Genomic DNA, 25,186 nt, shown 5'->3' with positions numbered 1-25,186 from the left:
CGGATGAAGAGGTGAGTATCGTAATGAAGACTGTAACGATTGAAAACATCGTTAACCGATTTTCTTTAGAAGTTCTTGTGGGACACCATATGCTTGATAAAAGCTTGAAAAAGACGAAAGTTAGAAGGCCAGGATTGGAATTCATGGATAAATTCGATTTCATTGCGACAGAACATATCCAAATCCTTGGAAAGAATGAAATCAATTACTTACATACGTTAACAGATGATGAATGCAAGCTTCGAATTGCTAATATTGTTCAGTATGATCCGCCATGCATCATCATTACATCCAATCAGGCAGAGCCGCTTGGCTTGCTGCAATATTGCAAGGAAGAGCATATTCCTGTTTTACGGACGCCTGATTCGACGAGCGAAATGAGCGCGAAGCTGGATGCTTATGTAACGAAAGAAATGGCTCCAGAAATTGCTGTCCATGGAGTATGTGTGAATGTTGCAGGAATTGGAATTCTGCTCCGAGGCAAGTCGGGAGTGGGGAAGAGTGAAACGGCGCATACACTGATCGGCAGAGGGCATCGGTTGATCGCTGATGATATTGTAGTGTTGAAAAAACTAAGTCCACAAACGCTTCTCGGAACTCACGATGAAAAGAATAAGGAATTTCTGGCACTGCGAAGCATTGGGTTGCTCAACGTTGTCAGATTATATGGACGAGCTGCTTTTCAGGAAGAAAGCCGAATTGCTCTCGATATTGAATTGACGGAATGGCAAGACAATGCATTGAATAATGAATTGGAACTCGATACGAAATTTAAGACTTATATGGACGTTCCGGTCCCACATATTCAAATTCAATTGCAGCCAGGTAGAGACGTCGCGGGATTGATTGAAGCAGCAGCGAATAATTGGTATTTGCAACAGCAAGGATATAGCGCAGCTGAAGAGTTCAAGAAGCGACTAGAATCCGAATTTGATGAATAAAGCCACGGAAAAGAGGTCTCTCATGAAACAGCAGCTGAAGATGGTATTGGAAATGGATGATTTGCAGTGTCGAAACTATATGGAAAAGCATGGTGAGGAGCTTTTTTCTAACATGCTAGCCAATCTAGGGTCCCCGGATGGCGAGTTGCGCGATGAATTGATTTACAGACTTTTCGTAAAACTGATTTCGGGTCAACACTTGGAAACGAATCAATTGATCCATGCCCTTAAAGAATTGATTACAGACCAATATTTATTTATGTCGATCGGTGAACAAGACTCCGACGATGTGTTTATCCGCTCCTTCTCAACGCTTTGGCTCACGGGATTATTTTGGTTGGATAAAGAACATCCTTTCATAGATTCAAAATTGCGAACTGAAGCGATGGAGAAATGCGCAACCTATCTTTCACTTGAACAAGATATCCGAGGGTTTGTGGAGGACAAAGGATGGGCCCATGGCATTGCCCATGGTGCGGATCTTTCGGCTGTTATTGCAAGCCACCCATTAACTGAAAGAAGACTGATCCCTATTATTTTGCAAGGCGTAACATCATGCTTTTGGAAAGGCAGCGTCTACACGGATGACGAGGATGAACGTTTAGTTGCAATCATCCTATCATTAGCGAACATCGATTATCCGGAAGACATTTTAGTTGAATGGGTCGAACAAGTCTTTGACCAATTGGATAGGAAAACACCTGAAGGTGGGTACTCCCAATTATTTTACTATGCACGTACGAATTCATTACAATTCATGAAAACATTGTATTTCGCAATGAAGAAGTCGAAACGTTATCCTAAGTTGCAAAGCACGGCTTCTTATTTCATTCAGAAGTGGCAAACTGTATAAATCTCAAAAAACCGATGGATTCGTCCATCGGTTTTTAACTATTAATCTTATGTGTCAAAGTGTTCTCCACCATTTGACCAATATATTGCAATGTTTTTTGTTCTGCCACTTCCAAACTATAATCCAATCTGTTATTTAATATATTCGTCATCATACCTTGCCATAATAGATTAGTCATTTCATTCAGTGAGTCCACTTTGGATTCATCGATCATTCCTTCTTTTGCAGCCATTTTCAAAAGTGACTTTCCTCGTTTTGTCATGCTCCTCTCGAACAAGATCGGTTTCAACTCTTCTGGAATGTTTATTAAATCGGAAGGGTACATCTCATAGTACCGTTCAATCATTTTTTCCGGGTGATCACCGAGATCCATAATAAAGACTGCGTGGAAAACGGAAGGTTGTCTGAAGGAATGATTACAGAAGCATTCCCAAGCGAGCATATATTTCTCCAAATATGTTTTTCCAGTATCCATTTTTTCAGTGACATCCTCAATATAATCTTTCAAAAGCTTCATAGAAGCGAAGAAAATTAAATGGGAAACTTCCTTGAAATAATTGTAGATTGTTGCACTATTATATCCAGCGCGGTCTGCAACTTTTCTAATTGTTACTTGATCAATGCCTTCTTCTTCGATAATTTCCACTGTTGCTTCTATAAAGTATTTCCACATTCTGCTCATTTGAATTGTTTTATTGCTCAACCATATCTCTTCCTTTCCATAATTTCATTATACAAGATTTACATTATAATAATTTGCTATTTATGATTGTTCTATTAATTTTCTTGTGATAGAATAATCGATATTAATTAAATAATCATGATTAGTATATTCTATCTGATTATGTTTTTGTATTCAATCAATCTTCAAAATGTATTTTAAAGGCAAGCTTGTTTAATACATTTCGTAGATTTATTGAAAGCGTTATCAATTGGCGGGAAATTTACCCGTACTGGTAGAAAAATAAAAAAGGGGTGGGAGAAATGAAAAAAGTTCGGATTGATCCATTTATTTTTTGGGCGTCAATAGCAGTCATTATAGCGGCAACTGTTTTGCTCGTTATGAATCGTTCTACCGCGGAGCCGTATTTAGACAGTTTAATGTCTGAAATTACATATAAAATGGATTGGGCATTTCAGTTTTTGACGATCGGATTATTCATCATTTTAATATGGCTCGTTTTTAGCCGCTATGGAAAAATTAAACTTGGCGAAGGCAAGCCAGAGTTTTCTACATTCAGTTGGGGGACAATGCTTTTCACGGCAGGTATGGGTACAAGCATTATGTATTGGTCAATGATTGAACCAATTTTCTATTTCACAGGTCCTCCGTTCGGGATTGAACCGGAAAGTAAAGAAGCTGCTGAGTGGGCATTGACTTATGGTTTATTCCATTGGGGAATTTCAGCGTGGTCATTGTATGCATTCCCGACTGTAGTCATCGCTTATTCTTATTTCATTAAAAAGCGCCCATCCTTAAAGATGAGCGTCGCTCTTAGTGGAGCTCTCGGGAAGTATGCAGATGGCTGGCTAGGTAAATTGATTGATATTCTAGTCATTTGGAGTTTGGTAGGAGGATTAGGGACATCGCTTGGGTTAGGTGTCCCAATGGTATCTGCAGTTGTGGGGAGTATTTTAGGAATTGAACAAACTCTTACACTAGATGCTATTATTGTCGTTTGTATAACAGTCATTTACTCTGCGAGTGCTTACTTGGGACTCCATAAAGGTATTCGTAGATTGAGCGATATTAATGTCTATCTTGCTTTAGCGCTTGCAATCTTTGTTTTTCTTGCAGGACCTACTTTATTTATTTTGACATACTTTACAAACAGTTTTGGCATGATGATCCAAAATTTTGCCATGATGAGTTTTTATACAGATCCTATTGGCAAAAGCGGATTTCCTCAAAGCTGGACAGTATTTTACTGGGCTTGGTTCGCTGCGACAGCTTCTTTCATGGGCCTTTTCGTTGCCAGAATTTCGAAGGGAAGAACGATTCGTCAATTGATCATCCATATGCTTTTATGGGGGTCTATCGGTGGATGGATTTACTTTATGGTGTTCGGTGGTTATACGATGAATTTGCAATTGCAAGATTTACTTCCTGTGAAGGACATCTTAACGGAAAGTGGTGGACCTGCTTCAATTGTAGCCATATTGAAATCATTGCCATTAAGCTCCATTGTATTGCCCTTCTTCGTCATACTGGCGGTTATTTTCCTTTCAACGTCAATGGACTCAGCTACGTATATTCTTTCGGCTATTGCCACGAAGGAGTTGGGTGATGGGCAAGAGCCTGCGAGATGGCATCGGATGGTATGGGGTGCTATGCTGGCAACGATATCGATTTCATTGCTTTTAATCGGCGGATTGCGGGTCATTCAAACGTCAGCAGTCGTCGTTTCAGTACCAATCTATATCTTTTACCTTCTGCTTGTCGTCTCTTTATTGAGATGGCTAAAGCAGGACTTTCCAAAAGCGTAAGTAGGACAATCAATAGGAGGTTTTCATAATGGTTTTCAACGTACGTGAATCAAACCGAATAGTTCGGACAGAGTTTCCGAGAAAAGTTAGAGAAATGAACAATGTATGGATTCCCATGTCGGATGGGACTCGACTTTCCGCAAAGATCTGGCTGCCGGAAGATGCTGATCAAAATCCTGTACCAGCAATACTCGAATATATACCGTATCGGAAAAATGATTTTACTGCCTTGAGGGATTCGCTCCGTCATCCATATTTTGCGGGCCACGGATATGCGAGCATCCGTGTAGATATAAGAGGTTCCGGCGATTCTGAAGGGATTTTGTATGATGAATATTTGAAGCAGGAACAGGATGATGCATTGGAAGTACTCACATGGATTTCCGAACAGCCATGGTTTACTGGCGGCATCGGTATGATTGGTAAGTCGTGGGGAGGTTTCAATGGCCTACAAGTGGCTGCAAGACGACATCCATTTCTAAAAGCAATTATCACACTATGTTCAACAGATGATCGTTATGCGGATGATGTTCATTATAAAGGTGGAGCGATGCTTGCCTCCGACATGCTTTGGTGGGCTTCCACAATGCTTGCTTATAATGCGCGCCCCGCCGATCCGGAAGTGGTTGGGGAAGCATGGCGTGACAATTGGCTAGAACGGTTGGAAAAGACTCCGCCATTTGTTGAAGAATGGGTTAGACACCAACGACGAGACGATTATTGGAAGCATGGTTCTGTTTGTGAAAACTATGAAGATATTGAAATACCGGTATATGCAGTAGGTGGATGGGCGGATGGCTATACAAACGCCATTCCACGGTTATTAGAAGGTTTGAAAGGACCTCGCAAAGGCTTGATCGGTCCTTGGGCGCATGAATATCCAGAAATGGCGGTTCCAGGACCACAGATCGGTTTCCTTCAGGAATGCTTGCGTTGGTGGGATTACTGGTTGAAAGGTGAAGATACAGGCATCATGGAAGAACCGATGCTGCGAGCGTGGATTCAAGAGAGTGTCCCGCCCCAAACAGATTATTTCATTAGGCCAGGCCATTGGGTGGCGGAAGAGCAATGGCCGCCTGCTGATCTCATAAATAAGCGATACTATCTGGCTCAATCAAAATTGAATACAGATATAGCTGATGGAAAAGAAATCAAGGTGGAAAGCGTTCAACAGCATGGTCTTCATGCAGGCGTCTTTTGTCCGTTCGGTCAACCAGGTGATTTGCCAGGAGATCAAAGAAATGAAAACGGCTATGCCGTCGTGTTTGATTCCGAACCGGTAGATGAACCAGTTCATATTTTAGGACATCCTTCATTCACTGTTGACCTTTCATCTGACAAACCGAATGCTTTGCTTTCAGTAAGATTGAATGATGTAGCTCCCGACGGTTCATCCACTCGTGTAACGTGGGGATTGTTGAACCTAACACATAGGAACAGCCATGAGTTTCCCGAGTATCTAGTACCTGGGGAAAAATATAGTGTCAAAGTCGATATGAATGCGATCGGTCACAAGCTGGAAAAAGGGCATCGCTGGCAATTGGCGATATCACCAACGTATTGGCCGCATGCCTGGCCATCTCCTGAAGAAGCCACTTTGACTGTCTATCCTTCAGAGAAGACATTCCTTTCATTGCCTGTGAGGGAGCCAAAAACGATTGATTTGGAACTTCAACCATTTCAGCATCCTGAGACGGCTCCTGTATTGGAAAAAGACATTCTGCGAGAAGCGGAAAGGACACGCGTCATTTCACATGATGTTGTCTCGAATGTATGGAAGCTCGATGATTTCTCTGATGAAGGAGCGAGAAAGCTGCATAGCAATGGAATTGAGTACGGCAGTACGAACCGCAATATTTATACTGTGGAAGAAGGGGAGCCGCTATCTGCGAAAGTACGATGTGATTGGACATTGTCGGTTGGCAAAGATGAATGGCAGACGAATCTTGAAACAAGCAGCGTCATGTCTGCTGACGAACATTACTTCTATTTGATGAACCGTTTAGTTGCGTATGAAGGGGAAGAAGAAGTCTTCAATCGTAAATGGGAAACTAAAATTCCTAGGGAGTTTGTCTAAGACTTGCACTAACGTAAAACAGAAAAAGAGTCTCTTGTCTGTAAAACAGACAAAGAGACTTTTTTTGTTGCATCATATTATGTTCGGCTCTACTGTAACTTCTACATTTCCTTGCAACGCCCTGCTAATCATGCATGAAGCTTCCGCTTTTAAAACTAGTCTTTCTACAATGTTACGCTTCTCAGCCATACCTTTAGCCAAAACTATTTCAGGTTTATGTATAATTCTTTTGTACGTAACGATTCCGTTTGAATAGTCAACTACTCCGACAGACTCCATCGTTAGGCTTTCTTTTTCTACTTCACTTCTTTCCAACATAGCCGCAAGCGTAATGATATAACATGTTGCAGCTGCGCCAAGCAACATTTCATCTGGATTTGTCCCTATTCCGGGGCCATCCATTTCTGTAGGGATAGATACTTCAGTCTTCAAATTTAATGTTTCAATCGTCCCCACATCATTGCGTAATCCTGGCCATTCCGCTTTAAGATGAAAATGATGTTCTGCCATTATCAAAACTCCTATCTACCATATTCATTATGTTACCATGCTTGACTTTCTCTTCCTTGTAAACTTGATATAAACAATGAAAAACAATCCAGCACTTAAAAACCGCAATGTCGAATTAATATACATAGCTGTTTCCACACCTAATTGCTCTAACAGCCAAATACCGACTTGAGGAGCTACGAACGCTACTATCGATAACAACACATTATAAGTCGTTATGCAATAGGTTCTGACATGAGCAGGGGACTGTTCCAATAGCAAATTGAACAATAATAATACAACACCTGCAAGGAAAAATCCTGAAGACGTCTGAACTAAAGCGATATAATATACATTCGTTGATAAGACTGTCAGGAAAGGTGTTGTGGCCATACCGATTGCAGCCCACACAAATACTAACGTATTCGATCTTTTTTCTGCCCACTTTTTCCAAAGTGGGAATGATAAGAATTGTGCTAACATGCTGCCGACAGAAAACATGCTAACCCAGAATATTGTCACTCCGACAAATCTGACATGATAAATATTAAAGATGCCCCACGCCATCTGCCAGGCGAAATTGAAGAATAGGGCCGCTATCAAGAAGGAAACATAATTTTGATGCTTGAAGATTGACCAATCCATCATTTTCTTCTTTATTAATAAACTGTCAGTCTTTACAGGCTCTTCCTCATGCTTCAATAATAAAAATACTTCTAGCATCCCGAAGAAAAAAGCGACTGCAAACAATATTTGATAGGCTGTTACATTGGATGATGAATCTTTCATTACAATTCCGATCACCAATGTTGAAATCAATCCGACAATCGTCAACAGTCTGTTCCTGTCGCTGAAAAAGGCGCCTCGGTTTGATTCCTCAACGAGACTGCTAATGAATGTCTGCCACCCTATATTGGCAACGGTATTTGGTAAACTCATAATCGCGATGACAATTAGAAAAATCCATGCATGCGTCGTCGGAGAAGGGACGTAAATGATGCTAATAATCAGTAGAAACATGAGTCGTGCCAATAGGACTGACATGGCAACTAGCTTCTTTTGTGTATGTGCGCGATTGATTAAAATCGCGGCTGGTATTGTCATGATCAACGCCATTAACGGCGGCAGCGAGCTAATGAGGCCGACTTGGTAATTAGTCGCGCCTAACATCGTAATCGCGAAAATCGTAAAGAAGTTGTTTGAAAAATTTGCTGCAATTGTCGAAGCCATACCGTGGTAAATGCTGATCTTTTCATTATAGGTGCGCATAGTCTCTCCACTTTTCTATTCATTTGAAACAACCTGCTAAACTGAATTATATACTTCGTTATACGAAATACAAGACTCTTTTATGCAAATTGAAAAATTTTTTACTTGCATTATTATTAAATGCATTCCACCATTTCATTAATATGTTTTTTGTTAGAGGTCAAAGAAGGAATTTTTTCTAGGAATGAAGTATAATCAAGTATCTATCGTGAACTGTAATGAGGAGGTACTTATGTTTTTTATTGAAGCAAAACGTATTATCGTTGTAATTTTCGGGTCTTTGCTAATGGCGATTTCCTTGAACTTTTTCTTAATTAACGCAAATGTCTATGCGAGCGGATTCTCTGGGGCTGCACAGTTAGTTTCAAGCATCTTGTTCGATCAATTGGGCATCTCTGTTAGCACCGGTATTTTACTATTCCTATTCAATATTCCAGTATTCATATTAGGTTGGTTTAGAGTAGGAAGAGGATTTACAATTTATAGTATAATATCGGTTGTTTTTACTACGATATTTCTTGAGATATTACCGGTTTTATCTCTTTCCAGCGATATTATTCTGAATGCTGTTTTTGGCGGAGTCATTGCCGGCGTAGGAGTCGGTATATCATTAAAACTCGGTGCTTCTACGGGTGGAATGGATATTGTGGCAATGGTGTTGTCACGTCTGCAAGATAAACCAATCGGAACCTATTTCTTATTGCTGAATGGTATTATCATTGTGTTGGCTGGGATATTATACGAGCCGGAGAACGCTCTTTATACGATGGTTGCATTATATGTGACAACTTCTGTCATCGACATGATTCATACACGCCATGAAAAGGTAACGGCAATGATCATTACTCATAAGGCTGAAGAGCTTCAACAGGCAATCCATCAGAAAATGGTACGTGGTATTACGATTGTTCCGGCGAAAGGCGCTTATTCAAAAGAAGATAAAAACATGCTTTATTTGGTCATCACAAGGTATGAATTGTATGACTTAGAGAAAATTATAAACGAAGTCGATCCGCAAGCATTCACAAATATCGTCCAGACAGTTGGAATTTTTGGCTTCTTTAGACGTGAAGGCGAGCTTCCGGAACGAAAAACAACGTAAAACAAGGTATCCCCGAGAAGGGATACCTTGTTTTTAGTTTGCGTTATTCTCTTTAGTATCGACGATTTCTGTCTTGCCTTCCAGGAAGTTATTCAACTCCTCAATATTTTTATCGAAATCAATATCAAGGACTCTACCCGCTCTAACATCAAGATCTGTAAAAGAGTTGTCTACAGGGATGCGCAGGGTATCGATTTTTTCGGATTTATTGTTCAAAATTCCTTTACCGATAGAAAGCATCGTCATTTTATCGAGATTCGTATCAATATAAGCGTCGGCTGCTCCTAATAACTTAGGCAAATTCATGAGACTGTGTACGCCAACGGCTTCATCCTTCAATTTTGAGAGAACTTCTTGTTGACGTGCAACTCGCCCGAAGTCATTTTTGCTATCATGGCGGAAACGGACATAACCGAGAAGCTGCTCGCCTTTCAATCTTTGTACACCTGGATGAAGCGTCATGTATATCCCATGTGACATCGTATAGGGAATATCGACTTCAATGCCTTCCGGAGCGATAATATCTGCAATTTTAGGGAAGCCTTTGAAATCGACCATTGCATAATAATGTACATCCAAACCGAAATTTTCTTTAATTGTCTGGCGCACAAGCTCAGGTCCACCAAGACTATATGCAGAATTCATTTTCTGCATGCCGTATCCGGGAATTTCGACATACGTATCACGCATGATCGATATTAGTTTCACCTTTTCGGTTTCCTGGTTGTAATTCGCTATCATTAATGTATCTGAACGGCCATCTTCCTCTTTTCGAGCATCTGAGCCGAGCAACATAATATTAATTTCTCCGAATTGCGGTTCTGGTCCATCAAAAATACCAAAATCTTTATTTTGCTCTTTCAACGTACCTTCTTCAGATAGTGATAACCCTTGATTATATTGATCAACCCAGTAATAAGTCCCTAATCCGAGCAAGACTACGACAATACCGATGATAAAACCGAATTTCTTTCTCTTTTTCTTCTTCCGCATATCAATCCTGTTCAAATGATCACCACCTAATTATAAAAAATCTATGACGAGATTGTTTAGCACGCGTATCATATCACCTAATGTTCTTATGAGCAAGGGATATTTCCACTACATATAGACGATGGACGAGGAAAAAAGTTTTCATTTCATATAAAATATTAATTCCAATTTCTGCATTTCTATGTAATTACCCTTGGTAGGCTGCTTGTATTCCTTTATTCTTATTGATTTAATAACATTGCACACCTATATAAAAGAAAGTAGGTAAGTCCATTATGACTGATTCAAAAGAATGGCTATTACATGAATTGAAAGCAGTGGAGGATTGGGAGAAAGACCAAAGTGATTTATGGTTTTGGGAAAAACTTGGTCGGTTGCCTTTTAAACTGATCGATAAATGGACGCCTGATTTCATTCAGAATAAAATCGGTATTCTACTGGATGAGCTTGGCCAATATATCCAAACCGGCGGACGTTATTTAAGCTCAGTGTCCAATATTACAAATTATTATCCTCAGATGGATGTGCATACCTTGGAATGTGTAAAGGAACTCCCAATTTCAACGATGGATGATGCTGTAGAAAAAATAACGATCAACAGAAAAAGATTTGCAACAATCCAGGGGGCTAGTACCGGGATTGGCGGAGTGTTCACACTGACAATCGACATTCCATTGTTGCTAAGTTTGCAATTAAAGACATTGCAAGACATTGCAATTTGTTATGGCTATAATCCGAGTGAGAAAGAAGAACGATTATTTGTAGTGAAATGTCTCCAATTCGTTTCCTCAGATATTGTAGGAAAACAAGCCATTCTTGCTCAGCTGTCACAATTTGACGCTCCTCATGATGCTTCAAAGCGGGAAATTATGTCAGAACTGCAGGGTTGGCGTGAAGTTGTATTCTCCTATAGGGATCAAATCGGATGGAAAAAGATATTTCAAATGATTCCAATTGCAGGTCTCGTATTTGGAGCATTCATCAACCGATCAGCGGTAAATGATATAGCTGAGGCAGGCAAAATGCTTTATCGAAAAAGAAGGATTGTAGAGAGATTAAAGCAAACCGAACTATGATATGAATAGAATATGGCGGAAAGGGAATGGAATAGGGAGCAGGAAATAAAGGAGGCATTCTCTTGAAGTATACAGCTGATTTGAATGAACTGAAGGATTTTGCAATGACTATGAAAGCTCAAAATGTTAAAGGGAAAATATATGTGAATCAGGCAAATCATAATTTAGAGGAGCCAATATTATCAGATGAAGATACTGCTGGCAGACAACCTCTTCAAATGTTGCGGATTGTCATCCAAACAGATCAGCAAGCAATTTATTATGAATATCTGTTTAATGAAGCGATTGATTTGGAAGAAATAAATGTACAGTTGGAAGATATTTATTCATATTTCGATAAGGAAATAGTATCAGTAGAATATATGAACGATTTAGTCCAATAAGAAAAAAAGATAACTACAATGGAAACACACGATATCAACATCTTCGTGTGTTTTTTTAATCGAAAACGACAAAAATATTTTCGAAACAAGAAGGAAAGAACGGTTGTGATAATGAATAAAGTATAGGACTGTGTATGTTTTGAACAAGGGGAGAAATGAATGAGGTTATCTGAAATCCACCCATTTTTTTACTATGCTCGAATTGAGCAAAAGAGATTTTTCCGCATAATAAAAAACATGAAAGATAGAAGATATTTTGCTAAGCGGAAATCTGAAACGAATTTCCATTTCACGTGTAAAAAACATCAATCGCTATTACGTAGACGATTGGGGGATAGCGATCCGATTCTTCAGGAAAATAAAATCGTAAATCTGACTCTAGCATCAAGACAGATAGACGGGATTATCATTCAACCAGGTGAAGTCTTTTCATTTTGGAAATTGGTAGGAAAGGCTACAAGGAAAAAAGGATATATTGAAGGGATGCAGCTTTCAAGAGGAGAAGTGAAAACAGGCATTGGAGGGGGCATTTGCCAACTTGCAAATCTCCTTTATTGGATGGTCTTGCATACGCCATTAACTGTTGTTGAAAGACATCATCACAGCTTTGACCCCTTTCCGGACGAGGGGAGAGTCCTTCCTTTTGGGAGCGGCGCCAGCGTTTTTTATAATTATGTTGACTTTCGTTTTAAAAATACAACAGAATATGCTTTTCAAATTCGCGTTTGGGTAACAGATCGTCATTTGAAAGGCGCTATTTTTTCGAACGAAGACGTGGAAAAAAGTTTTCATATTGAGGAACGGGAACATCAATTTTATAAGAAAGGAGGGAAGACCTTTAGGCGGAATGAAATTTGGAGACGGACTATAAATAAAAGAACAGGGGACTTTGAGAAAGAAGAGCTGCTAATAAAAAACAACTCTGAAGTAAAATACGAAGTGATGGAAAGGCAATTGGTGAGCGCAAAGTGAGTCTACAGAAAAAGCCGGGCGGGTACCTGTAAATACCCACCTGGCTTATTTTTGAGAAGAGCTGCCTATATTATTGAATCTCGGCTATTATGCCCTCTTCCCGATCCAACAATAACTTGATTCCCGCGGCATAAGGATCTTTATTCAAAACTTCTTTAATCCAATAGCGTATCGCTTGAATCATGTCGAAAGATCCGATGACTTTTTGATGACCGTTAAACTCAAGTTCTGCGGAAAAGCCTTCTTCATCATCGTATAAAAGCTCTACTTCGATTTCTTCAGGTTGTACATTATGCTTCTGAGATTGATCAATGCAGATAGCATTTACAATATCTTGTTCAGATATAATTAACTCTGCCATGGATTAGCATTCTCTTTCTCTTTTTTTGCTTTCAGAAGTGAGAAAATTCTGCGTATCATACTAATAATGAAAATGATCGCCATCATATTAATGAGAAAACCTAAAACTGAACCTAACATACCCATGTTGGCGAAAAGACTTCCAAATAGAAGACCTGCAATCCCGCCTACAAATAAGCCCCGCATAAGGCCTCCTGAAAAGAAACCGCCTTTTTTAGAAGTGGTGTTGGAAGATTTATTAAACGAAGTGTTTTCTTCCTGTTTCTTGTCCACTTTTGGTTTTGTAAAGTTGTTTTGACTTGGATTAAAGCTTTTCTTGCCGGATTTATATCCTTTCGCTTCAACTGTCGTCGCATGATCATTCAGTATTAGGCTGCCGATTGGTGACATGACGATTGTCAAAGCAATTAGCGCAGACAATAATTTTTTCAATACATTTCCCTCCATTATATATGTAACAACACATGGTGCATGGAATAGTATAATTCATTTTGACGCCAAATTATAATAGTTTGCATTGAAATAAAATACGAAGATCATTTCAAGGATTATTTCTCATCCGTTGCATATTCATTCAATAATGAACTAGGTATGAATAAACCGACTTTTCCATGTTTCTGATGATCCATTGTAGCAAAAATGATTCCGATGACTTTGCCATCTTCATTTAATACAGGACTTCCGCTATTTCCACGATAGACAGGCGCTTTAATCATCATCACTTCATCCGTCCAACCAGAAAGCTTGATCGGTTCTAAAATAGTGCCTTCATTGGCAATTCCTTTGAAACTAAGCGGATTTCCTATAAAAGTAATAGGATCATTTTTTTCGATTTTAATCGAATCATCCATAGGAAGAAAAGGTAAACCTTCTCCTTCTACTTCAAGTATCGCCATATCAATTGCTGGAAACGTCTCTTTTACAGTAGCCTCAAAACGACCATCTTTAGGAAATACAACAGAAAGGGAACGATTTTCTTCCACAACATGATAATTTGTCAAAATGAGTCCATCGCTTGAAATGGAGAAACCGGTTCCTTTGCCATCTTCCGTTACGACTACAACAACCGATTTCTTATAAGCTGCTATATTTTCCTGTTGTGATAATGAAGCGGAAGTTATAAGAAAATCGATTGCGGGAATGGAGTAAACCTGAAAAATCCCTGCGAATGTACTGATGAATAACGTTATGGACAAAAGCCAAATAAACCATTTCGGCATTTTTTTCTTCGGATCATATTCTTCTTTTTGTTGCAATAGAGCTTCCCGTTGAGCTTCCAATACGACTTCGTGCATTTCTTCTTCGCTTAAGTCTTCAAAGCTCCTATCATCCGTAGTATGAATATGTTCTTCACTCTCTTTTTCATTCATTTTGCATCACTTCCTCTAACCGTTAAATCGATTACTACTATTATAGCAGTGAATCGGGACAGACATATAGGAGCACAATTATGAATGAAAGTCCATATGTATAAAGAGGAAGGGGGGAGCATTTTGGTAACATTGACACCAATTATAATTGGAGGATATCCGTTTACGGCTGTAACTGTCCGTTTACCGAAAACGACCTTATTGACGGTTTCAAATGATAAAGGTTATATAATGTGCGGCGCTTTAGATGTAGGATTGCTGAATAATGTATTAGCAGACCGACAAATAATAGCTGGCAGGGCTGTCGGAGTAAAGACAATTGAACAGTTGCTGAAAGCGCCACTTGAGTCGGTTACACTCGAAGCAGAAACATTAGGCATTCATGTTGGAATGGTTGGAGAAGAAGCTTTATTAAAAATGGTGTGAAGCGGCAGTAAAAAAAATATAAAACGACCTGTATCGCGTATATTAGCGGTACAGGTCGTTTGTTTGTTGTTAACGGTTGTCGTTTCGGTTATTGCGGTTGTTTCGGTTATTATTGTTGTTGTTGTTGTTGTTGTTGTTGTTGTTGTTGTTATTTCTGTTGTTGTCTTGATTGTTTTGCCCGAAGAAATCATCGGCAAATTCAGTGTTGTTGTTTCTGTTGTTTTGATTCCTCTCGTTTTGTCTGTTGTTGTTATTGTTGTTGTTGTTGTCCCGATTTTGTCGGTTGTCCCTCATTTGTATGACATCTCCTTTGAATTTTTTGTTAAGTGAAATCTCCACTTACAATATGTATGATGTCCTCAGTCAGGAAAATTATCCGTTTGTCTGGATTTTTGAAAAAGTAAAAAACCACCATCACGAATGGATGGTGGTTGTCATAATCATAAAAATTAAAAGCCGCCTTTGCCGTATCGTTAATCATGAAAGTTTTAAACCACCACTCCTCAAAGTGGGTGTCCGCAGAGACAATCCTGTCCGTCCTGGTTCAATGAATCAGGCATACCATTCCGGTCTCAATATAAAACTCCCTTTTACAGCTTAAAGGTTAAAACTTAATGTGTATACGAACAATGCAGCTTATGTATATATAGTACACTTTTGTTCGAAAAGTATCAATGAAAATATATTCCAGCGTCATTTTCCACGGAATGAATCCTGTTTGGTTCAGTCAGTTACAGGGAAAGATATAGAGAGATTCTGTTGAAGGGGGAGATTGCGGTGAATCGGATATTTACATTGCTTGTTTTCATCGGAGTACCGCTAATCATTGTAGGTTCTGTAATGGATTGGCCAGATATTCCAATATTTATCATAAGTTGTGCCACTATCATTTCATTATCAGGTTTTATTGGCAGAGCGACAGAAAGCCTTGCGATTGTTAGCGGACCGAGGGTTGGTGGTTTGCTGAATGCAACATTCGGTAATGCTGTAGAGCTGATCATTTCGTATTTTACTTTAAAGGCCGGCCTGATTGGTATTGTGCTTGCTTCCTTGACCGGATCGGTTTTAGGAAATTTATTGCTTGTACTTGGCGTGTCATTTTTCGCGGGTGGCATCAAATATAAGACACAAAAGTTCAGTTTACATGATGCACGCTATAATTCAGGCTTATTGATTTTTGCGGTCATCGTTGCGTTTGTTATTCCGGAAATCTTTACACAAAATATGGACCAAGCCGATACGATTACGTTAAGCGTCGGTATTTCAATTATTTTAATCGCACTATATCTTGCAGGCTTGTTTTTCAAACTTGTTACTCACCGAGGCGTTTTCGCGTCTTCTGATTCGACTAATCAAGAAGAAGAGACTCCTGAATGGTCAAAGATGAAGTCAATTATCATTTTGCTGCTTTCGACAATTGCAGTCGCTTATGTCTCTGAACAACTCGTACATACATTTGAGACGCTTGGTGAGAAATTCGGCTGGACAGAGCTGTTTATCGGTGTAATCATCGTGGCAATCGTCGGTAATGCAGCAGAACACTTTTCAGCTATAACGATGGCGATGAAAAACAGGATGGACGTAGCTGTGGAAATTGCGGTCGGATCAACGTTGCAAGTAGCAATGTTCGTAGCTCCCATACTTGTGCTGTTATCGCTTATGATGCCGGAAACAATGCCGCTTGTCTTCACTATACCCGAACTTGTTGCAATGATTACAGCAACATTCCTTGTCATTAATCTTTCCAACGATGGGGAATCGAATTGGTTTGAAGGACTTACGCTGTTGGCTGCTTATATTATCATTGGAATCGGATTCTTTCTATTGTAGGATGCTTACCGTCTCACAATACGTGGTATAGAAGGACAGGGAGGGATGACTCGATGTTAGTTCATATTGGAGTTTTCATAATGGCGCTCTCGTTCGCCATTTTTTCAGTCGCTCTAGCAAAACTGCTCATACGCGCATCGACAAGCATGGAAGCGGTTCAATCGGCGGTAAGAAATATGGAGTCCAAATTAGATGGAACAATTGAAGCTCTAGAAGGGACGTTAAATAACACTAACGGGACGGTATCTGACATGGAAGCCAAATTGAATGCACTTGATAGTGTGTTTTTGTCTACTGAAAAATTAGGAGATGCTGTTCATGTCATGAGTGAAGAATTGGATGAATTGACTAAAGCATATGCAGACACTGGAAATACGACCGGGACAAAACCGTTCATTCGCATTATACAAAGTGCGGAGTTTGTAAAAGGATTAGTAAAATCATGGAAGCGTGGACAAACATTTTCAACATGATAGAAAGGGGAGAAGGTAATGACCTTGACTGGAATTGGTGTTTTATTAATTGGTATCGCATTTCTCATTCTATCTATTTACTTGGCAAGGGTTCTTAATAATACTGCTTCGATATTGGATGGTGTAAGTCGGACTGTTGAACAGCTGCCGGATCAATTGGACGATGTATTGAGTGAAACGGGTCAAATAATACAGAGTTCAAATGATACATTAGCTGATGTGAATGAAAAGCTTGGTACACTTACGCCTCTCTTCCATATCGTCGGAGATATTGGTGAATCGACGAGAAAACTGACTTCCTCTGTCAACGATATTGCTGTATCTGTCAAAAAGAAGACGGATTCGATTGATGAAGAAACACGTAACAAAAGAATTGGCGGATTATATGGATCAGCTGCACTAGCATTTTATGCGATTCGTAGCAATAAGGAAAAGAATGGGGAACTGAAACGGCCTTCTTCATTATATGTATCAGGTGAACAGCGAGCTTTTGATATTGACAGGATGAAGGAGGAAGCAAAAGAAGCTGCAAGAGAAGGTAAATATATTGTCAATGATAAATAAAAAAGCGATGGAGGATCATTCCTCCATCGCTTTTTTAAGATGTTTTTTAGAGCCGGATAGTTCTTGTACTTTGTTTTTCCTTTCAGATAGAAAAAAGATGAATGCAAGAATGCCGTAGATTCCTTCATACTTTTCACGTTTTGTAAAACTCGAAGCGCTATTCGTTTGTGTTTTTAGTGAGTTCGTTTTGTCTAGCGCTGCAAGCGTCATTTTACGAGTAGCTTCACCAGTATCCCCGATGATATGGAAGAATGGGCTAACTTCTTTCACTTGTTCATTGACGTTTGAAATCGTTGTACTGCTTAATTGCATCATATTAGTTGTTTGTTTTGATAAGTCATCGACCACTTTAGGAAGGCGATCGGTAGTCTGTTTTACATCGTCCAATGCATCGGTCAGTTTCCGTAATGGTTTTATTAATAAAAAGGTTAGAATCGCGAATGCGATTCCGATAATTAGAACACCAATTCCTAGCCAATCCAAGTGAATCACCTCCGTATGTCAATTTACTTCACCTTCAATGGAGAAGGGAGTTGCTTTATCTCTTGCTGAACGAATGGATCTTGTTTCCGCTTTTCTACATTGAATTTAAAATAGATTCGAGAAGCGGCTTCCGTTAACGTCGTCAGCTTTTCCATTAATTCACGGTATTTTGGATCAGGCGCAGCAATTTGCTGAGAAATCGATTGGAAAGAACGATTGAGATTTTCAGTCGATTGTCCGATATGTTGAACGGATTGTGCAACACTTTCCAAACGTTGCACTTTGCTTTCTACATCGGATGCTATTCGATTTGTCCTTTCCATTAGCTGCTCGGATTTTGTAGTGATGCCACTTATTTTGTTTTCCATCCTGCTAATCGTATCAGATACTTCCATCATCGACTTTTTCGCACTCCGCAATGCAACAATGACAAAGATCGCAATCAGTAGTAAGGATATTGCTGCTATGATTGCGCTTATATATAGAAGAATCTCCATTTCACTATCAGCTCCATTCCAAATACTTTTTCACTTACCTAATTGGTACCACTCTTTCCTACCATATAAACACTGTACAACTCAGGAAGAGTATATGAATAAAGCGACGAGCATGATTAATATGATTGGCAGTCCCGATCTGAAAAAGAAAGAAGCTTTCATTGTTATGATTTCCGAAGGTGCCCGCATAGTATTTATTTCGTCTTGGCCATGTTTGCGGGAGAAGACCTTTTTAAAACTCGAAGAAAAGAAATCGAAAAAACCAGATTGCAAGATCAAAACAAGAATTCCAATAAAGAGATAGGCTCCTCCTATATAGAAAGAAACGTTAATATAATCTATAGTTGTCAGTTTCTTGTATAAGATTAAAACAAGTACCAAAATTAATAATTGGTTTACAATAACATTGAATGTAATTTTCTTCATATTCTAACCTCTTTTTTATTGTTTATATTATTGATTATTTATGTATAATATCTCATTTGACGAAAGAATGCAATTTGGCTAGAAGTCAATATCTATAAGGTTTTATGTATATATATGCTAAGTATTTAGACTTTTATTTCTTTTATAATTATGTTGTTTCAGAAAAAAACATAAAAAAACTCTTTGACTTAAGATATTTTGAATGTATAATAAAAAGTGATAATTCTTCAGACAATTACAAAAGGGAGGTCAATGCTTTGAAAACAAACAAATGGCTTTTGCTTGTCGCTTTATCATTAGTGCTAAGTGTCGTGCTTGCTGCTTGCGGAGGCAAGGACAAGGACGAAGACAAAACTGCTGCACCAAACAAAGAAGATGACAAAGCAACAGAACAACAAACAGAAGAAGCCGGCGAGCCGGATGCAGAACAAGTTTTGAACTTGATCGAATCTGCAGCAATTCCATCTGTTGACTCCGCAATCGTGGAAGATGCAGTAGGATTTAACGTATTGAACAACGTAAACGAAGGGTTGTACCGTTTAAACCTTGAAAACGTTGCTGAACCAGCAATGGCAGCAGAGGAAGCGGAAGTAAGTGAAGATGGTCTCACTTACACATTCAAACTTCGTGATGCAAAATGGTCTGATGGAACACCTGTTACAGCACACGATTTCGTGTTTGCATGGCAACGTGCAATCGATCCTGCAACTGGATCGCCTTATGGTCCGTTCATGATGTCTGGAGTTATCAAAAATGCAACAGCAATTAGTGAAGAGAAAATGGACAAGTCTGAACTTGGCGTAGTTGCCGAGGACGACAAAACATTGGTCGTAACATTGGAACGCCCAGTACCTTACTTCCTATCACTAATGTCATTCGGAACGTTCTACCCACAAAAAGAAGAGTTTGTTACATCAAAAGGTGATGCATACGCTACGAACTCTGACAACCTGCTTTACAACGGTCCTTTCGTTCTTACTGAATGGGATGGAACTGGAGATAGCTGGGTTTACAAGAAAAACGAACATTATTGGGATGCTGAAAACGTAAAACTTGAAACAATCAACGTTGACGTTGTTAAAGATTCTGCAACAGCAGTTAAACTTTACAACGACGGCAAGAAAGACCGTGCAGGAGTATCTGGAGACTTGGCTCTTCAATATGGAACTCATGAGGAAGCTCGTAATGAGTCAGATACAGCAGTATTCTATTTTAAATTTAACCAAGAACGCGGTGGAGAAAAAACTCCACTTGCAAACGTAAATATCCGTAAAGCAATTGCAAAGTCTTTCCAAAAAGAGGACTTGGCTGATGTAGTTCTTGCGAACGGATCAACAGCTGCAAACTTCCTAGTGCCAAAAGAATTCGCATATGATGAAAACGGAACAGATTTCCGTGAAATCAGCGGAGATCACCTAGTATACGATGCAGAAGAAGCTAAGGAATACTGGGCAAAAGGTTTGGAAGAGCTAGGTGTTACTGAATTGGAACTTGAAATCCTAGGCGGAGACACTGAACTTTCCAAGAAAATGGACGAGTATTTCAAATCACAACTTGAAGGCAACCTTGAAGGTTTGAAAATCAAGTTGAAAGAAGTTCCTTTCGCAGTACGTTTGGAACTTGACGGAAATCAAGATTACGATATCCAAGTTTCTGGATGGGGCCCTGACTTCCAAGACCCGATTTCATTCATGGATTTGTTCGTAACAGGTGGTACTAACAACTTGATGTCATTCTCGAACAAAGAATACGATGAATTGATCGAATCTACTAAAGATGAGCTTGCACTAGATCCTGTAGCACGTTACGAAGCATTCGCAAAAGCTGAGAAAATCCTACTTGAGGATGAAGCAGCTATCGCACCGATCTACCAACGTGGTTTGATCCAACTTCAAAAACCGTACTTCAAAGGACTTGGAGTTCATCCATTCGGAGCTGACTACAGCTACAAATGGGCTTATATCTCTGGTAAAGAGTAAGTAAGCAACGCAGTTTAATCATCTGAGAGTATATGGCGGAAGCTCCATATACTCTCTTTTTACTAAAAGGGAATAAAGTGAAAGTTTGTAAGTGTTTTCATTTTGAAAAGAAATTGATTATTCAATTTGACATAAATCAAACTCACGTACTTTGGAGGTGCAACGTGGTTAAGTATATTGGAAAACGGCTCGTTTACATGTTCCTTACGATGTTCCTGATTGCAACTGCAACGTTTTTCTTAATGCAGACGCTCCCAGGTTCACCGATTGCTTCTTATAATAAGTTGAACGAAACGCAACGGGCAATAGTAGAAAAAAAATATGGCATCGATAAACCGAAACCGGTACAATACGCTATTTATATGAAAAACTTAGCCAAAGGGGATTTGGGTACTTCCTTTGTCTTTAAAGGGAAAAGCGTTAACGACTTATTGGCGTCAAGGGTGAAACCTTCCTTCATATTAGGTGCGCAGGCGATGGTATTCGGTACGATCATAGGGATTCTATTAGGAATGCTTGCCGCTTTGAAGCAGAATACGATATGGGATTATGGAAGTACATTTTTCGCCATATTGGGCGTATCGATACCTTCTTTCGTATTTGCTTCATTATTGCAATATTGGGTCGCTTCCCAATGGCATTTATTGCCGGTCGGACTTTGGAACGACGGATGGAAGTCAAGTGTCCTTCCTTCCATAGCTTTGGCAATGGGACCACTTGCACTATCGGCACGTTTCATTCGTACCGAAATGATTGAAGTATTGAGTTCCGACTATATTACATTAGCGAAAGCGAAAGGTGCGAGCGGTTTTGAAATCGCATTCAAACATGCATTCCGAAATGCGCTAATTCCTCTCGTTACAGTATTAGGACCGGTAGCGGCCGGTATTGTCACCGGTTCCCTTGTTGTAGAACAGATCTTTGCGATTCCGGGAATCGGGGAGCAGTTCGTATCCTCCATCATGACGAATGATTTTGCAACAATCATGGGTACGACACTATTCTTCTCTGCATTGTTGATTTTCATTATCTTCATTGTAGACCTTCTTTACGGAATCATTGATCCGCGAATCCGTTTGTCTGGAGGTAAAGGTTAATGCGAAAAGAAGAACTTCAACAATTGCCGCCGGAAAAATTCGAGCGTATTTCAATTGATAGCAGTAATGCTGAACGTATTACTAAACCAAGCTTAAGTTTTTGGCAAGATGCATGGCTAAGACTACGGAAAAACAAAGCGGCGATTGTCAGCATGATTATTCTTGTATTGTTTATCATTATGGCTTTAATAGGGCCGCATCTAAATGGCCATGATGGTGATGAACAAATTTTACGTCACGCTAACTTGCCGCCAAAAATTCCTGGTATTGAAAAATTAGGGATATTTGACGGAATGGGAAAATTAGGTGGAGAAACAGTAAACCTATATGAAATTAAAAAAGTGGATGAGTATTATTGGTTCGGAACAGATGGACTTGGCCGTGACTTGTTCACACGTGTTTGGGAAGGAACTCAAATTTCCTTATTGATTGCATTTGTTGCTGCGGCGATTGATGTGGTCATCGGTGTCCTTTACGGAGGAATTTCGGGCTACTTCGGTGGCCGTGTTGACGATATCATGCAACGGATTGTCGAAATTTTAATCGGTATCCCGACACTAATTATCGTCATCTTGATGCTATTGATAATGGAGCCGGGGCTAACCGCAATTATCATTGCAATATCCTTGACCGGATGGATCGGCATGTCCCGTATTGTACGTGCTCAAATCTTGAAATATAGAGGACAGGAATTCGTACTTGCTTCACGGACGCTTGGCGCGAGTGATAAGCGAATCATCGGTAAGCATTTATTGCCGAACATCATGGGGATTATCATTATTAATACGATGTTCACGATTCCAACTGCTATTTTCTTTGAGGCGTTCTTGAGCTTTATCGGACTTGGGCTGCAACCGCCTGCCGCTTCATTAGGTACGCTGATCAATGATGGATACAAAGTGATGGAGCATCAGCCGTATTTCCTATTGTTCCCGGCTGTGATCATCAGTGTCTTGATGATTGCATTTAACTTGATCGGCGACGGACTGCGCGATGCGCTGGATCCGAAAATGAAAGATTGATAGGAGGAAAGCCAATATGGAAAAAATATTGCAAGTAAAAGACTTGGAGCTTTCCTTCCACACATTTGCCGGTGAAGTGAAAGCAATCCGAGGAGTCAGTTTTGATTTGAACAAAGGAGAGACGCTAGCAATTGTCGGTGAGTCAGGATCCGGGAAATCGGTTACGACAAAATCGATTATGCGTCTATTGCCAGAATCAAGTTCTGAATTTAAAAATGGTGAAATACTATTTAACGGAAATGACCTTACGAAACTTTCTGATAAACAGATGCAAAAAATCAGAGGGAAAGAAATTTCAATGATTTTCCAAGATCCAATGACATCATTGAACCCGACAATGACAATTGGCAAGCAAGTAATGGAGCCGATTTTAAAACACCAAAAAGTTAGTAAAGCTAAAGCAAGAGAAGTAGGAATTGAGCTCTTGAAAATGGTAGGGATTCCGAACGCGGAAAACCGCTTTAAAATGTATCCTCACCAATTTTCCGGTGGCCAAAGACAGCGGATTGTTATTGCGATAGCGCTCGCTTGTAATCCGAAAGTCTTGATTGCCGACGAACCGACAACTGCCCTTGATGTTACGATTCAAGCTCAAATTCTCGAATTGATGAAGGATATACAGAAAAAAGTCGATACGTCGATCATCTTCATTACACATGATTTAGGCGTCGTTGCGAATGTCGCAGATCGGGTTGCTGTCATGTATGGTGGGCGGATTGTAGAAGTAGGTACGGTTGATGAAATTTTCTATAACCCGCAACATCCATATACATGGGGGCTTCTCAGCTCGATGCCGTCTATGGATTTGACAGAAGAGAAGCTGTATGCGATTCCTGGCACTCCGCCAGATTTGTTGAATCCACCTCTTGGAGACGCTTTCGCACCAAGAAGTGAGTATGCTTTAAAAATTGATTTGGAGCAAGCACCACCAATGTTTAAAGTGAGTGATACGCATTATGCTGCAACCTGGTTGTTGCATCCGAATGCTCCAGAAGTTGAACCGCCGAAAGCGATCATCGACCGGATGAAGACTTTCCGTGGAAGCAAATATTTTGAGCAAGCGAATAGAGGTGATGCTTGATGGCAGAGAAATTACTAGAAGTAAAAAACTTGAAACAATATTTTAATGCTGGCAAGCCATCCGAAGTCCGTGCAATTGATAATATTAGCTTTGATATTTATCGTGGGGAGACATTCGGGCTAGTCGGTGAATCCGGTTGCGGTAAATCGACGACCGGTAGGACAATCATCCGACTATATGACGCAACTGACGGCGAAGTCCTTTACGACGGAGTCAGTGTGCATGCGAATAAATCGAAATCCGAAATGAAGGATTTGAATCAGAAGATGCAGATGATTTTCCAAGATCCATATGCATCGTTAAATCCACGGATGAAAGTTCTTGACATCATTGCTGAAGGATTGGATGTCCATGGACTGGTTAAAAATCCGAAAGAACGGAAACAAAAAGTTGTCGAGCTGCTGGAAACAGTCGGATTGAATAAAGAGCATGCTGATCGTTATCCGCATGAGTTCTCCGGAGGACAGCGGCAACGGATCGGGATCGCCCGAGCACTTGCCGTCAACCCTGAGTTCATTATTGCTGACGAACCGATTTCCGCACTAGATGTATCTATTCAAGCACAAGTCGTCAACCTCTTGAAAGAGCTGCAAAAGGAAAAAGGATTGACGTATTTATTCATCGCGCATGACTTATCAATGGTGAAATATATTTCAGACCGTATTGGCGTTATGTATTTTGGGAAACTCGTTGAGATGGCTCCTGCAGATGAATTATATAAAAATCCTCTTCATCCTTATACAAAATCATTATTATCTGCAATTCCACTTCCAGATCCGATTTATGAACGGACACGCGTAAGACAAGCGTATGATCCTAAAAAACATAATTACGGACCAGATGAAAAAGTGGAATTCCGTGAAGTGACACCAGGTCATTTCGTTCTCTGTTCTGATAAAGAGTTCAACGAAATGAAAGCACAAGTCAACTAATCAA

28 protein-coding genes and 1 other RNA gene are annotated in these 25,186 nt (G+C 39.8%); 18 read left to right on the top strand and 11 right to left on the bottom strand.

Annotated elements, in window-relative coordinates:
* Positions 1 to 23 precede the first annotated feature (23 nt).
* Positions 24 to 941 (top strand): HPr(Ser) kinase/phosphatase, encoded by a 918-nt coding sequence (hprK, locus tag ACTHPA_RS11875; protein WP_440500488.1) that lies wholly within the window; start codon positions 24 to 26, stop codon positions 939 to 941.
* Between the two features lie 22 nt (positions 942 to 963).
* Positions 964 to 1,794, top strand: coding sequence for a DUF2785 domain-containing protein (locus ACTHPA_RS11870; RefSeq protein ID WP_440500487.1), 831 nt, complete (start codon positions 964 to 966; stop codon positions 1,792 to 1,794).
* A gap of 34 nt (positions 1,795 to 1,828) precedes the next feature.
* On the opposite strand, the gene ACTHPA_RS11865 is transcribed toward ACTHPA_RS11870, so the two are convergent.
* The gene (locus ACTHPA_RS11865; protein WP_440500486.1) at positions 1,829 to 2,497 is read right to left on the bottom strand and encodes a TetR family transcriptional regulator; all 669 of its coding nucleotides are present in this window, start codon (positions 2,495 to 2,497) and stop codon (positions 1,829 to 1,831) included.
* A gap of 281 nt (positions 2,498 to 2,778) precedes the next feature.
* Here ACTHPA_RS11865 and ACTHPA_RS11860 point away from each other — a divergent pair, with 281 nt between their 5' ends.
* Complete coding sequence (locus tag ACTHPA_RS11860) at positions 2,779 to 4,281, top strand: BCCT family transporter (protein WP_440500485.1); 1,503 nt, start codon at positions 2,779 to 2,781, stop codon at positions 4,279 to 4,281.
* A gap of 28 nt (positions 4,282 to 4,309) precedes the next feature.
* A complete protein-coding gene (locus ACTHPA_RS11855; RefSeq protein WP_440500483.1) occupies positions 4,310 to 6,358 on the top strand; it encodes a CocE/NonD family hydrolase in 2,049 nt (682 codons plus the stop codon).
* Between the two features lie 72 nt (positions 6,359 to 6,430).
* Here the strand turns inward: ACTHPA_RS11855 and ACTHPA_RS11850 are convergent, their stop codons facing one another.
* Both ACTHPA_RS11850 and ACTHPA_RS11845 read right to left on the bottom strand, forming a co-directional pair.
* A complete protein-coding gene (locus tag ACTHPA_RS11850) occupies positions 6,431 to 6,868 on the bottom strand; it encodes an OsmC family protein (protein WP_440500482.1) in 438 nt (145 codons plus the stop codon).
* A gap of 27 nt (positions 6,869 to 6,895) precedes the next feature.
* A complete protein-coding gene (locus ACTHPA_RS11845) occupies positions 6,896 to 8,116 on the bottom strand; it encodes an MFS transporter (RefSeq protein ID WP_440500481.1) in 1,221 nt (406 codons plus the stop codon).
* Positions 8,117 to 8,348: 232 nt separating this feature from the next.
* Between ACTHPA_RS11845 and ACTHPA_RS11840 the strand changes: the two genes are divergently transcribed.
* Positions 8,349 to 9,218, top strand: coding sequence for a YitT family protein (locus ACTHPA_RS11840; protein ID WP_440500480.1), 870 nt, complete (start codon positions 8,349 to 8,351; stop codon positions 9,216 to 9,218).
* A 33-nt stretch (positions 9,219 to 9,251) separates the two neighbouring features.
* Here the strand turns inward: ACTHPA_RS11840 and ACTHPA_RS11835 are convergent, their stop codons facing one another.
* Positions 9,252 to 10,211, bottom strand: coding sequence for an LCP family protein (locus tag ACTHPA_RS11835; protein WP_440500699.1), 960 nt, complete (start codon positions 10,209 to 10,211; stop codon positions 9,252 to 9,254).
* Between the two features lie 272 nt (positions 10,212 to 10,483).
* Between ACTHPA_RS11835 and ACTHPA_RS11830 the strand changes: the two genes are divergently transcribed.
* The 3 genes from ACTHPA_RS11830 (at position 10,484) to ACTHPA_RS11820 (ending at position 12,642) form a co-directional block, all read left to right on the top strand.
* Positions 10,484 to 11,287: an EcsC family protein gene (locus tag ACTHPA_RS11830; RefSeq protein WP_440500696.1), complete on the top strand. Its 804-nt coding sequence runs from the start codon at positions 10,484 to 10,486 to the stop codon at positions 11,285 to 11,287.
* 62 nt (positions 11,288 to 11,349) lie between these two features.
* A complete protein-coding gene (locus ACTHPA_RS11825) occupies positions 11,350 to 11,670 on the top strand; it encodes a hypothetical protein (protein WP_440500479.1) in 321 nt (106 codons plus the stop codon).
* Between the two features lie 159 nt (positions 11,671 to 11,829).
* Positions 11,830 to 12,642, top strand: a complete 813-nt coding sequence (locus tag ACTHPA_RS11820; RefSeq protein ID WP_440500478.1) for a VanW family protein — start codon at positions 11,830 to 11,832, stop codon at positions 12,640 to 12,642.
* A 70-nt stretch (positions 12,643 to 12,712) separates the two neighbouring features.
* Here the strand turns inward: ACTHPA_RS11820 and ACTHPA_RS11815 are convergent, their stop codons facing one another.
* The 3 genes from ACTHPA_RS11815 to ACTHPA_RS11805 form a co-directional block, all read right to left on the bottom strand.
* The gene (locus ACTHPA_RS11815; RefSeq protein ID WP_440500477.1) at positions 12,713 to 13,003 is read right to left on the bottom strand and encodes a DUF2653 family protein; all 291 of its coding nucleotides are present in this window, start codon (positions 13,001 to 13,003) and stop codon (positions 12,713 to 12,715) included.
* Positions 12,991 to 13,434 (bottom strand): hypothetical protein, encoded by a 444-nt coding sequence (locus ACTHPA_RS11810; RefSeq protein WP_440500476.1) that lies wholly within the window; start codon positions 13,432 to 13,434, stop codon positions 12,991 to 12,993. Before ACTHPA_RS11810 ends, ACTHPA_RS11815 begins: the two co-directional genes overlap by 13 nt.
* A 116-nt stretch (positions 13,435 to 13,550) precedes the next feature.
* Positions 13,551 to 14,372, bottom strand: coding sequence for a S1C family serine protease (locus tag ACTHPA_RS11805; RefSeq protein ID WP_440500475.1), 822 nt, complete (start codon positions 14,370 to 14,372; stop codon positions 13,551 to 13,553).
* A 123-nt stretch (positions 14,373 to 14,495) separates the two neighbouring features.
* On the opposite strand from ACTHPA_RS11805, the gene ACTHPA_RS11800 reads away from it, so the two are divergent.
* Positions 14,496 to 14,798, top strand: a complete 303-nt coding sequence (locus tag ACTHPA_RS11800; protein WP_440500474.1) for a YunC family protein — start codon at positions 14,496 to 14,498, stop codon at positions 14,796 to 14,798.
* A 66-nt stretch (positions 14,799 to 14,864) separates the two neighbouring features.
* On the top strand, positions 14,865 to 15,128 hold the full coding sequence (locus ACTHPA_RS11795) for a hypothetical protein (RefSeq protein WP_440500473.1): 264 nt from the start codon (positions 14,865 to 14,867) through the stop codon (positions 15,126 to 15,128).
* A gap of 119 nt (positions 15,129 to 15,247) precedes the next feature.
* On the opposite strand, the gene ssrS is transcribed toward ACTHPA_RS11795, so the two are convergent.
* Positions 15,248 to 15,439, bottom strand: a non-coding RNA gene (gene ssrS / locus ACTHPA_RS11790) — 6S RNA.
* Between the two features lie 136 nt (positions 15,440 to 15,575).
* On the opposite strand from ssrS, the gene cax reads away from it, so the two are divergent.
* Genes cax through ACTHPA_RS11775 form a run of 3 tightly spaced genes read left to right on the top strand, consistent with a single transcriptional unit; the run spans position 15,576 to position 17,665 of the window.
* Positions 15,576 to 16,628 (top strand): calcium/proton exchanger, encoded by a 1,053-nt coding sequence (cax, locus tag ACTHPA_RS11785; protein ID WP_440500472.1) that lies wholly within the window; start codon positions 15,576 to 15,578, stop codon positions 16,626 to 16,628.
* Positions 16,629 to 16,681: 53 nt separating this feature from the next.
* Positions 16,682 to 17,101 (top strand): DUF948 domain-containing protein, encoded by a 420-nt coding sequence (locus tag ACTHPA_RS11780; protein ID WP_440500471.1) that lies wholly within the window; start codon positions 16,682 to 16,684, stop codon positions 17,099 to 17,101.
* 18 nt (positions 17,102 to 17,119) lie between these two features.
* On the top strand, positions 17,120 to 17,665 hold the full coding sequence (locus ACTHPA_RS11775) for a DUF948 domain-containing protein (protein WP_440500470.1): 546 nt from the start codon (positions 17,120 to 17,122) through the stop codon (positions 17,663 to 17,665).
* Between the two features lie 15 nt (positions 17,666 to 17,680).
* Here the strand turns inward: ACTHPA_RS11775 and ACTHPA_RS11770 are convergent, their stop codons facing one another.
* The 3 genes from ACTHPA_RS11770 to ACTHPA_RS11760 all read right to left on the bottom strand — a co-directional run bounded on the left by ACTHPA_RS11770 (position 17,681) and on the right by ACTHPA_RS11760 (position 19,071).
* Entirely contained in the window at positions 17,681 to 18,148 is a 468-nt protein-coding gene (locus ACTHPA_RS11770; RefSeq protein WP_440500468.1) for a DUF948 domain-containing protein, read from the bottom strand.
* 23 nt (positions 18,149 to 18,171) lie between these two features.
* Positions 18,172 to 18,645: a DUF948 domain-containing protein gene (locus ACTHPA_RS11765; protein ID WP_440500467.1), complete on the bottom strand. Its 474-nt coding sequence runs from the start codon at positions 18,643 to 18,645 to the stop codon at positions 18,172 to 18,174.
* A gap of 81 nt (positions 18,646 to 18,726) precedes the next feature.
* Positions 18,727 to 19,071, bottom strand: coding sequence for a DUF3899 domain-containing protein (locus ACTHPA_RS11760; protein ID WP_440500466.1), 345 nt, complete (start codon positions 19,069 to 19,071; stop codon positions 18,727 to 18,729).
* A 257-nt stretch (positions 19,072 to 19,328) separates the two neighbouring features.
* Here ACTHPA_RS11760 and ACTHPA_RS11755 point away from each other — a divergent pair, with 257 nt between their 5' ends.
* The 5 genes from ACTHPA_RS11755 to ACTHPA_RS11735 all read left to right on the top strand — a co-directional run bounded on the left by ACTHPA_RS11755 (position 19,329) and on the right by ACTHPA_RS11735 (position 25,182).
* Positions 19,329 to 21,050, top strand: coding sequence for a peptide ABC transporter substrate-binding protein (locus ACTHPA_RS11755; protein WP_440500465.1), 1,722 nt, complete (start codon positions 19,329 to 19,331; stop codon positions 21,048 to 21,050).
* A gap of 164 nt (positions 21,051 to 21,214) precedes the next feature.
* Positions 21,215 to 22,147 carry an oligopeptide ABC transporter permease gene (gene opp3b, locus ACTHPA_RS11750; protein WP_440500464.1) on the top strand — a complete coding sequence of 311 codons (933 nt, stop codon included), beginning with the start codon at positions 21,215 to 21,217 and terminating at the stop codon, positions 22,145 to 22,147.
* Entirely contained in the window at positions 22,147 to 23,169 is a 1,023-nt protein-coding gene (gene opp3C / locus ACTHPA_RS11745; RefSeq protein ID WP_440500463.1) for an oligopeptide ABC transporter permease, read from the top strand. The genes opp3b and opp3C overlap by 1 nt, the downstream gene beginning before the upstream one ends.
* 16 nt (positions 23,170 to 23,185) lie before the next feature.
* A complete protein-coding gene (locus tag ACTHPA_RS11740; RefSeq protein ID WP_440500462.1) occupies positions 23,186 to 24,250 on the top strand; it encodes an ABC transporter ATP-binding protein in 1,065 nt (354 codons plus the stop codon).
* Positions 24,250 to 25,182, top strand: a complete 933-nt coding sequence (locus ACTHPA_RS11735) for an ABC transporter ATP-binding protein (protein WP_440500460.1) — start codon at positions 24,250 to 24,252, stop codon at positions 25,180 to 25,182. The genes ACTHPA_RS11740 and ACTHPA_RS11735 overlap by 1 nt, the downstream gene beginning before the upstream one ends.
* The last annotated feature ends 4 nt before the right edge of the window (positions 25,183 to 25,186 follow it).

Source organism: Sporosarcina sp. SAFN-015 (assembly GCF_051966875.1).
Lineage (GTDB): Bacteria > Bacillota > Bacilli > Bacillales_A > Planococcaceae > Sporosarcina.
The sequence above is the reverse complement of the archived record's forward strand: the minus strand, read 5'-3'. Positions and strand labels throughout refer to the sequence as shown.